We start from the raw sequence: 12,645 nt of genomic DNA, 5'->3' as shown, positions 1-12,645 counted from the left end.
TCATAGAAGCAGAATCCTTTGAACTGATATACCACTCATTACTCCCATTAAGATAAGCGGTTCCAAATTCTTGAGACTCACTATTTATCTCTAAATTTTTAATGGTATATCTCCATGATTGAAGTTCAATCATCTCAAGATAATTTTATCGTTTACAAAATTTCAGTAAAAGAATCAGCTCCCTTAATTTTTTGATATTCTACTAATAACGCATCAGCCTTATCGTAATCCTTTACCGCTTTAAACTTTGAACATATCTAAATAGTATTCACTTTCTATTGCGCCATCGTTATTCTCAAATAGTTTTGTATACCATTTGTGTGAATTTGAATAGTCGTTATTGAAGTAATAAGTATCTCCTAGTTTTTTATAGACATTACTTGTCCGTAACGTCCTCCACATATTTAAATACATTTGTTGTGCATCAATAAAAGCATACTCATCATATACTTTATCTGGCTCTATTACATTTCTATCTTGAGCGAGAGATATCGTGGAAACTAATCCTAGTATAACAATTAAATATTTCATTTTAACTTTTAATTTTATTAAAAGAATCTTGTGTGATAATTCTATCGTAGCTGTTGAACAATTCAAATCGCAAGAATAATTCATAACTACCGTCGTTGTATATCGCATTACCTAATTCTGTAGTCTCGCGATCATAGGCAAATCCTATCATCATTTGATCACTTATTTGAAATCTACTAATCCAGTAACAGCAGCACTCCACCTATAGGCCGCTCCTACTGTGAACTTCTCGTTGAATAAGAAATTTGCCGTTAGTCAACCTGTAAAGGTGCTCCTTGTACCATCTTTACTAGTCCAGCTGGCTTGAACGTTAATGTTATCATTTAAATCAAAAACATATCCACGGTTCCAAATAAGTGTATACGCTCCTCTGCTATAAACGTGGCTGAACTCGTGTCGTTATCTTCATCAAAATGATCCGTCTGTAATAAATTAGGCGAACTCAATCCTACGTAAAACCTCTCCGTATGATAATACAGTCCTAATCCTACAGTAGGTGACAATCTATTGTTACATTCTCACTCAATCTAGGATCTCCTGGATCAAAAATATTTAGCTTATTAAAATCAACATTTAACACGTGGATTCCTCCCTTAAGTCCAAAGCTTAATCTTGCCTCGTCTCCTACGGGAATCGTATAATAAAATCTGCCGCTACATAGGTCTCATCAGCTGGTCCTATTTCGTCATTCACAACACTCAAACCTAACCCTACTCTACTATTGGCAATAGGAGTATGAAACGACAAAGTTGTGTGCGTGGTGCTCCATCCAATCCAACCATTGACTACGATGTAATCCAACTATACTCGCTACACCGCGATTACCAGCATAGGCCGGATTTATAACTATCGGATTATACATATACTGACTGTACTGTGGATCCTGTTGAGCTGTTAACGCTTTCGCGAAAGCGAAAAAAACAAAGACAACTATTAATTTTTTCATGCTTGTATTCTTAATAATTAATCTAGACTTAGACTTCCATCTAAGCCTAGATTTATTTCATTTTATCTGATGTATAAATAACCGGCCAATTTCTGAGTTTTTCCAAATCATCTATATATTCTACTACATAGAAGTATGTACCAGTCGGTAATTTCTCACCTTGCTCGACGGTAACTCGTCCTTCTGAAACACCTTCAAACCTACGAGTTTCATTATCGTAATTCTCAGTATTATAAACCTCAATACCCATCTATTATAGATATGAACTGTATTCTCAAAATTCTCAATACCTTCTAATATGAAATAATCATTTCTACCATCCTCATTAGGCGTAACTGCATTCCATACTCTTATTCGACGTGGATCTGAATCTAGATAATCTGGAATTCCATCACCATCGATATCACTAGTATCTCCTGTGTTTGGATTACCATCTCCATCTGGATTTGGCCCTTCATCCATAGTATCAATTCATCGCCATCATCGTCTGTATCTAGGTAGTCTGGTATGCCATCTCCATCAGAGTCTTGATCGGTAGGATCATTATCACCATCGTAGTCTTCAAAAATCGTATCTACACCATCTCCATCATCATCGGTATCAAAAACATCTGGAACACCATCTCCATCTGTATCACCTCTTGTAAGTTCCACTCCATTTGGAACATTATCCATATCACAATCTGCATCTAACCATTCTTGAGAAGGTGTTGTTGATTGATCATCTAGATTAACACTACATGGATCTTGTGGATCTGTAGGATCTCCACCGTTTGGAGGGAATAATTCATCAATATTGGATACGCCATCTCCATCACAATCTAAGACATCCCATGCTCCTGATGCCAGACTTACGTCTTGTGATATTGAGTCATAATCACATGGATCTTGAGTATCAGTCCCGTCTATTAATTCCTGTCCGTTAGTTACTCCATCACCATCACAATCTAACATAGCCCATTCATCACTTGGAGCTATTGTCTGACTAGTGGTAAGATAATCACAAGGATCATTTAGATCAGTACCGTCTGCGATCTCATCACCATTAGTAACTCCATCACCGTCACAATCTGCATCTAGAAAATCGCCTCCTTGAGTTAAAGTAATACTTCCTACTATTAGATCACAAGGATCAATTGGATCAGTCCCATCGATTATTTCATCACCGTTAGTAACACCATCACCATCACAGTCTAGCGCATTCCAAACTGATGTTACTATTGTTAAATCTTGGCTGTTCACATCATAATTACAAGGATCTTGTGGGTCGGTTCCATCATTTAATTCGGTACCGTTTGAAACACCGTCACCATCACAATCAGCACCTTGCACCCTGGAGAAGTAACAGACACATCCTGTTGTGATGCATCGTAATCACATGGGTCATTAGGATCTGTTCCTGATGTTAATTCGTCTCCATTAGTCACTCCATCACCATCACAGTCTGCTGACAAATAGTCTCCTGATTGAGCTACCGTAATACTTCCAACATTTAAATCACACGGATCGTTTGGATCAGTTCCGTCTGCTATCTCATCAGCATCGGTTACTCCATCTCCATCACAATCTACTGTGCTGGTTACTGCTACTGTTATTTGTGACACGTTGTAATCACACGGATCGTTAGGGTTAGTTCCATCTGGTGTACTTGGATCTCCATCTGGACCATTGATCTCATCAGCATCCGTTACTCCATCTCCATCACAATCAACTGTGCTGGTCACTGGAACTGTAATACTACCTTGATCATAATCACAAGCATCGTTTGGATCGGTTCCGTCTGCAATCTCATCAGCATCTGTCACTCCATCTCCATCACAGTCTACTGTGCTGGTTACTGATACTGTAATATCTGCAACATTATAACTACATGCATCGTTTGGATCGGTTCCTGCGGCTATCTCATCAGCGTCAGTTACTCCATCTCCGTCACAATCTACACCACTTGTTACTGCTAAAGTCACACTTGCTGGATCATAACTACACGCATCGTTTGGATCGGTTCGTCTGCTATCTCATCAGCATCGGTTACTCCATCGCCATCACAATCTACTGTGCTTGTTACTGCTACTGTTATTTGTGACAAGTTGTAATCACATGGATCGTTAGGGTTAGTACCATCTGGTGTACCTGGATCTCCATCTGGACCATTGATCTCATCAGCATCGATTACTCCATCTCCATCACAGTCTACTGTGCTGGTTACTGGTACAGTTACGCTACTTTCGTTATAACTACAAGCATCGTTTGGATCGGTTCCGTCTGCAATCTCATCAGCATCTATCACACCATCTCCATCACAGTCTACTGTGCTCGTTACTGCTACAGTAATATCTACAACATTGTAACTACACGCATCGTTCGGATCGGTTCCTGCGGCTATCTCATCAGCGTCAGTTACTCCATCTCCGTCACAATCTACACCACTTGTTACTGCTAAAGTCACACTTGCTGGATCATAACTACACGCATCGTTTGGATCGGTTCCGTCTGCTATCTCATCAGCATCGGTTACTCCATCGCCATCACAATCTACTGTGCTTGTTACTGCTATTGTTATTTGTGACACGTTGTAATCACATGGATCGTTAGGGTTAGTACCATCTGGTGTACCTGGATCTCCATCTGGACCATTGATCTCATCAGCATCGATTACTCCATCTCCATCACAATCTACTGTGCTGGTTACTGGTACAGTTACGCTACTTACGTTATAACTACAAGCATCGTTTGGATCGGTTCCGTCTGCAATCTCATCGGCATCTATCACGCCATCTCCATCACAGTCTACTGTGCTAGTAACTGATACCGTAATATCTGCAACATTGTAGCTACATGCATCGTTTGGATCGGTTCCTGCTGCTATCTCATCAGCATCCGTTACTCCATCTCCGTCACAATCTACACCACTTGTTACTGATACTGTTACACTTGCTGGATCATAACTACACGCATCGTTTGGATCGGTTCCATCTGCTATCTCATCAGCATCGGTCACTCCATCTCCATCACAATCTACTGTGCTCGTTACTGATACTGTTATCTGTGACACGTTGTAATCACATGGATCGTTAGGGTTAGTACCATCTGGTGTACCTGGATCTCCATCTGGACCATTGATCTCATCAGCATCGATTACTCCATCTCCATCACAATCTACTGTGCTGGTTACTGGTACAGTTACGCTACTTACGTTATAACTACAAGCATCGTTTGGATCGGTTCCGTCTGCTATCTCATCAGCATCTATCACTCCATCGCCATCACAATCTACTGTGCTCGTTACTGCTACTGTTACATCTGCAACATTGTAACTACATGCATCGTTTGGATCGGTTCCGTTTGCTATCTCATCAGCATCGGTTACTCCATCTTCATCACAATCTACCATACTCGTTACTGCTAACGTAACACTTGATGGATCATAACTACATGGATCGTTTGGATCGGTTCCATCTGCTATCTCATCAGCATCGGTCACTCCATCTCCATCACAATCTACTGTGCTCGTTACTGATACTGTTACATCTGCAACATTGTAACTACATGCATCGTTTGGATCGGTTCCGTTTGCTATCTCATCAGCATCGGTTACTCCATCTCCATCACAATCTACCATACTCGTTACTGCTAACGTAACACTTGATGGATCATAACTACATGGATCGTTTGGATCGGTTCCATCTGCTGTATTTGGATCTCCATCTGGACCATTAATCTCATCAGCATCCGTTACTCCATCTCCATCACAGTCTACTGTGCTGGTTACTGATACTGTAATATCTGCAACATTATAACTACATGCATCGTTTGGATCCGTTCCGTTTGCTATCTCATCAGCATCCGTTACTCCGTCTCCATCACAATCTACCATACTCGTTACTGCTAACGTAACACTTGCTGGATCATAACTACACGCATCGTTCGGATCGGTTCCGTCTGCTATCTCATCAGCATCTATCACTCCATCGCCATCACAATCTACTGTGCTCGTTACTGCTAACGTAATATCTACAACATTGTAACTACACGCATCGTTTGGATCGGTTCCTGCGGCTATCTCATCAGCATCGGTTACTCCGTCTCCATCACAATCTACCATACTCGTTACTGCTAACGTAACACTTGATGGATCATAACTACATGCATCGTTTGGATCGGTTCCATCTGCTGTATTTGGATCACCATCTGGACCATTAATCTCATCAGCATCCGTTACTCCATCTCCATCACAGTCTACTGTGCTGGTTACTGATACTGTAATATCTGCAACATTATAACTACATGCATCGTTTGGATCCGTTCCGTTTGCTATCTCATCAGCATCCGTTACTCCGTCTCCATCACAATCTACGTTACTTGTTACCGCTACTGTTACACTTGCTGGATCATAACTACACGCATCGTTCGGATCGGTTCCGTCTGCTATCTCATCAGCATCGGTTACTCCATCGCCATCACAATCTACTGTGCTTGTTACTGCTACTGTTACATCTGCAACATTGTAACTACATGCATCGTTTGGATCGGTTCCGTTTGCTATCTCATCAGCATCCGTTACTCCGTCTCCATCACAATCTACCATACTCGTTACTGCTAACGTAACACTTGATGGATCATAACTACATGCATCGTTTGGATCGGTTCCATCTGCTGTATTTGGATCACCATCTGGACCATTAATCTCATCAGCATCCGTTACTCCATCTCCATCACAGTCTACTGTGCTGGTTACTGATACTGTAATATCTGCAACATTATAACTACATGCATCGTTTGGATCGGTTCCGTTTGCTATCTCATCAGCATCCGTTACTCCGTCTCCATCACAATCTACGTTACTTGTTACCGCTACTGTTACACTTGCTGGATCATAACTACACGCATCGTTCGGATCGGTTCCGTCTGCTATCTCATCAGCATCGGTTACTCCATCGCCATCACAATCTACTGTGCTCGTTACTGCTACTGTTACATCTGCAACATTGTAACTACATGCATCGTTGGGATCGGTTCCTGCGGCTATCTCATCAGCATCCGTTACTCCGTCTCCATCACAATCTATCATACTCGTTACTGCTAACGTAACACTTGATGGATCATAACTACATGCATCGTTTGGATCGGTTCCGTCTGCTGTATTTGGATCTCCATCTGGACCATTAATCTCATCAGCATCCGTTACTCCATCTCCATCACAGTCTACTGTGCTGGTTACTGATACTGTAATATCTGCAACATTATAACTACATGCATCGTTTGGATCCGTTCCTGCGGCTATCTCATCAGCATCCGTTACTCCGTCTCCATCACAATCTACGTTACTTGTTACTGCTACTGTTACACTTGCTGGATCATAACTACACGCATCGTTCGGATCGGTTCCGTCTGCTATCTCATCAGCATCTATCACTCCATCGCCATCACAATCTACTGTGCTCGTTACTGCTACTGTTACATCTGCAACATTGTAACTACATGCATCGTTTGGATCGGTTCCGTTTGCTATCTCATCAGCATCGGTTACTCCATCTCCATCACAATCTACCATACTCGTTACTGCTAACGTAACACTTGATGGATCATAACTACATGGATCGTTTGGATCGGTTCCGTCTGCTGTATTTGGATCTCCATCTGGACCATTAATCTCATCAGCATCCGTTACTCCATCTCCATCACAGTCTACTGTGCTGGTTACTGATACTGTAATATCTGCAACATTATAACTACATGCATCGTTTGGATCCGTTCCGTTTGCTATCTCATCAGCATCCGTTACTCCGTCTCCATCACAATCTACGTTACTTGTTACTGCTACTGTCACACTTGCTGGATCATAACTACACGCATCGTTCGGATCGGTTCCGTCTGCTATCTCATCAGCATCTATCACCCCATCGCCATCACAATCTACGTTACTTGTTACCGCTACTGTTATTTGTGACACGTTGTAATCACATGGATCGTTAGGGTTGGTACCATCTGATGTTCCTGGATCTCCATCTGGACCATTAATCTCATCGGCATCCGTTACTCCATCTCCATCACAATCTACTGTGCTCGTCACTGGAACTGAAACGTTACTAAGATTGTAACTACATGCATCGTTTGGATCGGTTCCGGCTGCTATCTCGTCGGCATCCGTTACTCCATCTCCATCACAATCTACTGTGCTGGTTACTGGCAATGTAATCGCTGCTACATCATAATCACAGGCGTCATTACTATCTGTTCCGTCTGGTGTCGTTGGATCTCCATCTGGACCATTAATCTCATCGGCATCCGTTACTCCATCTCCATCACAGTCTCCCATGCTCGTGCTGGTACGGTGCAGCTCCATCTAGATAATCACATGCATCAGTTGGATCGTTCCATCTGGTGTCGTTGGATCACCATCTGGTCCATTTACTTCATCTGCATCCGTTACTCCATCTCCATCACAATCTACCGTGCTTGTTACTACTACGGTACATCTGCAACATTGTAACTACATGCATCGTTTGGATCGGTTCCTGCGCTATCTCATCAGCATCCGTTACTCCGTCTCCATCACAATCTACCATACTCGTTACTGCTAACGTAACACTTGATGGATCATAACTACATGCATCGTTTGGATCGGTCCATCTGCTGTATTTGGATCACCATCTGGACCATTAATCTCATCAGCATCCGTTACTCCATCTCCATCACAGTCTACTGTGCTGGTTACTGATACTGTAATATCTGCAACATTATAACTACATGCATCGTTTGGATCGTTCCGTTGCTATCTCATCAGCATCCGTTACTCCGTCTCCATCACAATCTACGTACTTGTTACCGCTACTGTTACACTTGCTGGATCATAACTACACGCATCGTTCGGATCGGTTCCGTCTGCTATCTCATCAGCATCGGTTACTCCATCGCCATCACAATCTACTGTGCTCGTTACTGCTACTGTTACATCTGCAACATTGTAACTACATGCATCGTTGGATCGGTTCCTGCGGCTATCTCATCAGCATCCTTACTCCGTCTCCATCACAATCTATCATACTCGTTACTGCTAACGTAACACTTGATGGATCATAACTACATGCATCGTTTGGATCGGTTCCGTCTGCTGTATTTGGATCTCCATCTGGACCATTAATCTCATCAGCATCCGTTACTCCATCTCCATCACAGTCTACTGTGCTGGTTACTGATACTGTAATATCTGCAACATTATACTACATGCATCGTTTGGATCCGTTCCTGCGGCTATCTCATCAGCATCCGTTACTCCGTCTCCATCACAATCTACGTTACTTGTTACTGCTACTGTTACACTTGCTGGATCATAACTACACGCATCGTTCGGATCGGTTCCGTCTGCTATCTCATCAGCATCTATCACTCCATCGCCATCACAATCTACTGTGCTCGTTACTGCTACTGTTACATCTGCAACATTGTAACTACATGCATCGTTTGGATCGGTTCCGTTTGCTATCTCATCAGCATCGGTTACTCCGTCTCCATCACAATCTACCATACTCGTTACTGCTAACGTAACACTTGATGGATCATAACTACATGGATCGTTTGGATCGGTTCCGTCTGCTGTATTGGATCTCCATCTGGACCATTAATCTCATCAGCATCCGTTACTCCATCTCCATCACAGTCTACTGTGCTGGTTACTGATACTGTAATATCTGCAACATTATAACTACATGCATCGTTTGGATCCGTTCCGTTTGCTATCTCATCAGCATCCGTTACTCCGTCTCCATCACAATCTACGTTACTTGTTACTGCTACTGTCACACTTGCTGGATCATAACTACACGCATCGTTCGGATCGGTTCCGTCTGCTATCTCATCAGCATCTATCACCCCATCGCCATCACAATCTACGTTACTTGTTACCGCTACTGTTATTTGTGACACGTTGTAATCACATGGATCGTTAGGGTTGTACCATCTGATGTTCCTGGATCTCCATCTGGACCATTAATCTCATCGGCATCCGTACTCCATCTCCATCACAATCTACTGTGCTCGTCACTGGAACTGAAACGTTACTAAGATTGTAACTACATGCATCGTTTGGATCGGTTCCGCTGCTATCTCGTCGGCATCCGTTACTCCATCTCCATCACAATCTACTGTGCTGGTTACTGGCAATGTAATCGCTGCTACATCATAATCACAGGCGTCATTACTATCTGTTCCGTCTGGTGTCGTTGGATCTCCATCTGGACCATTAATCTCATCGGCATCCGTTATCCATCTCCATCACAGTCTCCCATGCTCGTTGCTGGTACGGTTGCAGCTCCATCTAGATAATCACATGCATCAGTTGGATCGGTTCCATCTGGTGTCGTTGGATCACCATCTGGTCCATTTACTTCATCTGCATCCGTTACTCCATCTCCATCACAATCTACCGTGCTTGTTACTACTACGTTACATCTGCAACATTGTAACTACATGCATCGTTTGGATCGGTTCCTGCTGCTATCTCATCAGCATCCGTTACTCCGTCTCCATCACAATCTACCATACTCGTTACTGCTAACGTAACACTTGATGGATCATAACTACATGGATCGTTTGGATCGGTTCCATCTGCTGTATTTGGATCACCATCTGGACCATTAATCTCATCAGCATCCGTTACTCCATCTCCATCACAGTCTACTGTGCTGGTTACTGATACGTAATATCTGCAACATTATAACTACATGCATCGTTTGGATCCGTTCCGTTTGCTATCTCATCAGCATCCGTTACTCCGTCTCCATCACAATCTACGTTACTTGTTACTGCTACTGTTACACTTGCTGGATCATAACTACACGCATCGTTCGGATCGGTTCCGTCTGCTATCTCATCAGCATCGGTTACTCCATCGCCATCACAATCTACTGTGCTCGTTACTGCTACTGTTACATCTGTAACATTGTAATACATGCATCGTTTGGATCGGTTCCTGCGGTATCTCATCAGCATCCGTTACTCCGTCTCCATCACAATCTACCATACTCGTTACTGCTAACGTAACACTTGATGGATCAAACTACATGGATCGTTTGGATCGGTTCCATCTGCTGTATTTGGATCTCCATCTGGACCATTAATCTCATCAGCATCCGTTACTCCATCTCCATCACAGTCTACTGTGCTGGTTACTGGTAAACTTATATCTGCCACATCATAATCACAGGCGTCATTACTATCTGTTCCGTCTGGTGTCGCTGGATCTCCATCTGGACCATTAATCTCATCGGCATCCGTTACTCCATCTCCGTCACAGTCTCCCATGCTCGTTGCTGGTACGGTTGCAGCTCCATCTATATAATCACATGCATCAGTTGGATCCGTTCCATCTGGTGTTGTTGGATCACCATCTGGTCCATTTACTTCATCTGCATCCGTTACTCCATCTCCATCACAATCTACTGTGCTTGTTACTACTACCGTTACATCAGAAACATTGTAACTACATGGATCGTTTGGATCGGTCCTGCTGCTATCTCATCAGCATCCGTTACTCCGTCTCCATCACAATCTACCATACTCGTTACTGCTAACGTAACACTTGCTGGATCGTAATCACATGGATCATTTGGATCGTTCCATCTGCTGTAGCGGATCACCATCTGGTCCGTTAATCCATCGCACAGTTACTCCATCGCCATCACAGTCTACTGTGCTGGTTACTGGTAAACTTATATCTGCCACATCATAATCACAGGCGTCATTACTATCTGTTCCGTCTGGTGTCGCTGGATCTCCATCTGGACCATTAATCTCATCGGCATCCGTTACTCCATCTCCGTCACAAGTCTCCCATGCTCGTTGCTGGTACGGTTGCAGCTCCATCTATATAATCACATGCATCAGTTGGATCCGTTCCATCTGGTGTTGTTGGATCACCATCTGGGTCCATTTACTTCATCTGCATCCGTTACTCCATCTCCATCACAATCTACTGTGCTTGTTACTGCTACTGTTACATCTGCAAACATTGTAACTACATGCATCGTTGGGATCGGTTCCGTTTGTATCTCATCAGCATCGGTTACTCCGTCTCCATCACAATCTACCATACTCGTTACTGCTAACGTAACACTTGATGGATCATAACTACATGGATCGTTTGGATCGGTTCCATCTGCTGTATTTGGATCACCATCTGGACCATTAATCTCATCAGCATCCGTTACTCCATCTCCATCACAGTCTACTGTGCTGGTTACTGATACTGTAATATCTGCAACATTATAATACATGCATCGTTTGGATCCGTTCCGTTTGCTATCTCATCAGCATCCGTTACTCCGTCTCCATCACAATCTACGTTACTTGTTACCGCTACTGTTACACTTGCTGGATCATAACTACACGCATCGTTCGGATCGGTTCCGTCTGCTATCTCATCAGCATCGGTTACTCCATCGCCATCACAATCTACTGTGCTTGTTACTGCTACTGTTACATCGCAACATTGTAACTACATGCATCATTTGGATCGGTCCGTTTGCTATCTCATCAGCATCCGTTACTCCGTCTCCATCACAATCTACCATACTCGTTACTGCTAACGTAACACTTGATGGATCATAACTACCATGGATCGTTTGGATCGGTTCCATCTGCTGTATTATGGATCACCATCTGACCATTAATCTCATCAGCATCCGTTACTCCATCTCCATCACAGTCTACTGTGCTGGTTACTGATACTGTAATATCTGCAACATTATAACTACATGCATCGTTTGGATCCGTTCCGTTTGCTATCTCATCAGCATCCGTTACTCCGTCTCCATCACAATCTACTTACTTGTTACTGCTACTGTTACACTTGCTGGATCATAACTACACGCATCGTTCGGATCGTTCCGTCTGCTATCTCATCAGCATCTATCACTCCATCGCCATCACAATCTACTGTACTCGTTACTGATACTGTTACATCTGCAACATTGTAACTACATGCATCGTTTGGATCGTTCCTGTGCATCTCATCAGCATCCGTTACTCCGTCTCCATCCACAATCTATCATACTCGTTACTTGCTAACGTAACACTTGATGGATCATAACTACATGCATCGTTTGGATCAGTTCCGTCTGCTGTATTGGATCTCCATCTGGACCATTAATCTCATCAGCATCCGTACTCCAT

Annotated in this window: 18 protein-coding genes and 4 pseudogenes; all 22 read right to left on the bottom strand. The window is 43.0% G+C overall.

All coding sequences use genetic code 11. From position 1 onward, the window contains the following. Positions 1–240: 240 nt before the first annotated feature. Complete coding sequence (locus BST93_RS00065; protein WP_105017636.1) at positions 241–531, bottom strand: hypothetical protein; 291 nt, start codon at positions 529–531, stop codon at positions 241–243. 1 nt (position 532) lies between these two features. Continuing rightward, positions 533–1,477 (bottom strand): annotated as a pseudogene (locus tag BST93_RS00060) (PorP/SprF family type IX secretion system membrane protein). Between the two features lie 52 nt (positions 1,478–1,529). Then, a pseudogene (locus BST93_RS00055) lies at positions 1,530–1,939 on the bottom strand (T9SS type B sorting domain-containing protein). Then, complete coding sequence (locus tag BST93_RS00050; protein ID WP_105017634.1) at positions 1,849–2,808, bottom strand: hypothetical protein; 960 nt, start codon at positions 2,806–2,808, stop codon at positions 1,849–1,851. Before BST93_RS00050 ends, BST93_RS00055 begins: the two are co-directional and overlap by 91 nt. Then, positions 2,757–3,440 carry a hypothetical protein gene (locus tag BST93_RS00045; protein WP_105017633.1) on the bottom strand — a complete coding sequence of 228 codons (684 nt, stop codon included), beginning with the start codon at positions 3,438–3,440 and terminating at the stop codon, positions 2,757–2,759. The genes BST93_RS00050 and BST93_RS00045 overlap by 52 nt, the downstream gene beginning before the upstream one ends. After that, positions 3,437–7,819, bottom strand: coding sequence for a hypothetical protein (locus BST93_RS00040; protein WP_146104950.1), 4,383 nt, complete (start codon positions 7,817–7,819; stop codon positions 3,437–3,439). The genes BST93_RS00045 and BST93_RS00040 overlap by 4 nt, the downstream gene beginning before the upstream one ends. 97 nt (positions 7,820–7,916) lie before the next feature. Beyond that, positions 7,917–8,042 carry a hypothetical protein gene (locus tag BST93_RS14395; protein WP_258150447.1) on the bottom strand — a complete coding sequence of 42 codons (126 nt, stop codon included), beginning with the start codon at positions 8,040–8,042 and terminating at the stop codon, positions 7,917–7,919. A gap of 245 nt (positions 8,043–8,287) precedes the next feature. Then, a pseudogene (locus BST93_RS14705) lies at positions 8,288–8,395 on the bottom strand (hypothetical protein); the annotation flags it as partial. A gap of 270 nt (positions 8,396–8,665) precedes the next feature. Beyond that, complete coding sequence (locus BST93_RS00035) at positions 8,666–9,001, bottom strand: thrombospondin type 3 repeat-containing protein (RefSeq protein WP_105017631.1); 336 nt, start codon at positions 8,999–9,001, stop codon at positions 8,666–8,668. An 11-nt stretch (positions 9,002–9,012) separates the two neighbouring features. Continuing rightward, complete coding sequence (locus BST93_RS00030) at positions 9,013–9,399, bottom strand: hypothetical protein (protein WP_105017630.1); 387 nt, start codon at positions 9,397–9,399, stop codon at positions 9,013–9,015. Between the two features lie 114 nt (positions 9,400–9,513). After that, positions 9,514–9,636, bottom strand: coding sequence for a hypothetical protein (locus BST93_RS14390; RefSeq protein ID WP_258150446.1), 123 nt, complete (start codon positions 9,634–9,636; stop codon positions 9,514–9,516). A gap of 277 nt (positions 9,637–9,913) precedes the next feature. Further along, positions 9,914–10,114, bottom strand: a complete 201-nt coding sequence (locus BST93_RS14905) for a thrombospondin type 3 repeat-containing protein (RefSeq protein WP_506736963.1) — start codon at positions 10,112–10,114, stop codon at positions 9,914–9,916. 47 nt (positions 10,115–10,161) lie between these two features. Then, positions 10,162–10,458: a thrombospondin type 3 repeat-containing protein gene (locus BST93_RS00025; protein WP_146104949.1), complete on the bottom strand. Its 297-nt coding sequence runs from the start codon at positions 10,456–10,458 to the stop codon at positions 10,162–10,164. 48 nt (positions 10,459–10,506) lie between these two features. Beyond that, positions 10,507–10,776 carry a hypothetical protein gene (locus tag BST93_RS00020; protein ID WP_105017628.1) on the bottom strand — a complete coding sequence of 90 codons (270 nt, stop codon included), beginning with the start codon at positions 10,774–10,776 and terminating at the stop codon, positions 10,507–10,509. 158 nt (positions 10,777–10,934) lie between these two features. After that, positions 10,935–11,114: a hypothetical protein gene (locus BST93_RS13980; protein WP_146104948.1), complete on the bottom strand. Its 180-nt coding sequence runs from the start codon at positions 11,112–11,114 to the stop codon at positions 10,935–10,937. Beyond that, positions 11,077–11,337 carry a hypothetical protein gene (locus BST93_RS00015; protein WP_105017627.1) on the bottom strand — a complete coding sequence of 87 codons (261 nt, stop codon included), beginning with the start codon at positions 11,335–11,337 and terminating at the stop codon, positions 11,077–11,079. Before BST93_RS00015 ends, BST93_RS13980 begins: the two co-directional genes overlap by 38 nt. 50 nt (positions 11,338–11,387) lie before the next feature. Next, on the bottom strand, positions 11,388–11,747 hold the full coding sequence (locus BST93_RS00010) for a hypothetical protein (RefSeq protein WP_105017626.1): 360 nt from the start codon (positions 11,745–11,747) through the stop codon (positions 11,388–11,390). Further along, positions 11,711–11,890, bottom strand: a complete 180-nt coding sequence (locus BST93_RS14700) for a thrombospondin type 3 repeat-containing protein (RefSeq protein WP_373420720.1) — start codon at positions 11,888–11,890, stop codon at positions 11,711–11,713. The genes BST93_RS00010 and BST93_RS14700 overlap by 37 nt, the downstream gene beginning before the upstream one ends. A 28-nt stretch (positions 11,891–11,918) precedes the next feature. Continuing rightward, entirely contained in the window at positions 11,919–12,110 is a 192-nt protein-coding gene (locus BST93_RS13975) for a hypothetical protein (RefSeq protein WP_146104947.1), read from the bottom strand. Continuing rightward, positions 12,082–12,207: a hypothetical protein gene (locus BST93_RS14695; RefSeq protein ID WP_373420719.1), complete on the bottom strand. Its 126-nt coding sequence runs from the start codon at positions 12,205–12,207 to the stop codon at positions 12,082–12,084. Before BST93_RS14695 ends, BST93_RS13975 begins: the two co-directional genes overlap by 29 nt. A 27-nt stretch (positions 12,208–12,234) precedes the next feature. After that, a pseudogene (locus BST93_RS14690) lies at positions 12,235–12,288 on the bottom strand (hypothetical protein); the annotation flags it as partial. Between the two features lie 28 nt (positions 12,289–12,316). Beyond that, the gene (locus tag BST93_RS00005; RefSeq protein WP_105017625.1) at positions 12,317–12,514 is read right to left on the bottom strand and encodes a hypothetical protein; all 198 of its coding nucleotides are present in this window, start codon (positions 12,512–12,514) and stop codon (positions 12,317–12,319) included. Positions 12,515–12,645 lie beyond the last annotated feature (131 nt).

Origin of the sequence: Nonlabens tegetincola, from assembly GCF_002954355.1 — a bacterium.
GTDB lineage: Bacteria > Bacteroidota > Bacteroidia > Flavobacteriales > Flavobacteriaceae > Nonlabens > Nonlabens tegetincola.
This window is presented reverse-complemented; position numbering and strand designations above follow the sequence as displayed.

What these genes read in the sequence shown, in the direction of transcription:
- BST93_RS00065 (WP_105017636.1), bottom strand. Translation starts at nt 531, where the DNA reads ATGAAATATTTAATTGTTATACTAGGATTAGTTTCCACGATATCTCTC.
- BST93_RS00040 (WP_146104950.1), bottom strand. Translation starts at nt 7,819, where the DNA reads ATGGAGCTGCACCGTACCAGCACGAGCATGGGAGACTGTGATGGAGAT.
- BST93_RS14395 (WP_258150447.1), bottom strand. Translation starts at nt 8,042, where the DNA reads ATGGTAGATTGTGATGGAGACGGAGTAACGGATGCTGATGAGATAGCG.
- BST93_RS00035 (WP_105017631.1), bottom strand. Translation starts at nt 9,001, where the DNA reads ATGGTAGATTGTGATGGAGACGGAGTAACCGATGCTGATGAGATAGCA.
- BST93_RS00025 (WP_146104949.1), bottom strand. Translation starts at nt 10,458, where the DNA reads ATGAGATACCGCAGGAACCGATCCAAACGATGCATGTATTACAATGTT.
- BST93_RS00020 (WP_105017628.1), bottom strand. Translation starts at nt 10,776, where the DNA reads ATGGGAGACTGTGACGGAGATGGAGTAACGGATGCCGATGAGATTAAT.
- BST93_RS13980 (WP_146104948.1), bottom strand. Translation starts at nt 11,114, where the DNA reads ATGGTGATCCGCTACAGCAGATGGAACGATCCAAATGATCCATGTGAT.
- BST93_RS00015 (WP_105017627.1), bottom strand. Translation starts at nt 11,337, where the DNA reads ATGGAGCTGCAACCGTACCAGCAACGAGCATGGGAGACTTGTGACGGA.
- BST93_RS00010 (WP_105017626.1), bottom strand. Translation starts at nt 11,747, where the DNA reads ATGTATTATAATGTTGCAGATATTACAGTATCAGTAACCAGCACAGTA.
- BST93_RS13975 (WP_146104947.1), bottom strand. Translation starts at nt 12,110, where the DNA reads ATGGAACCGATCCAAACGATCCATGGTAGTTATGATCCATCAAGTGTT.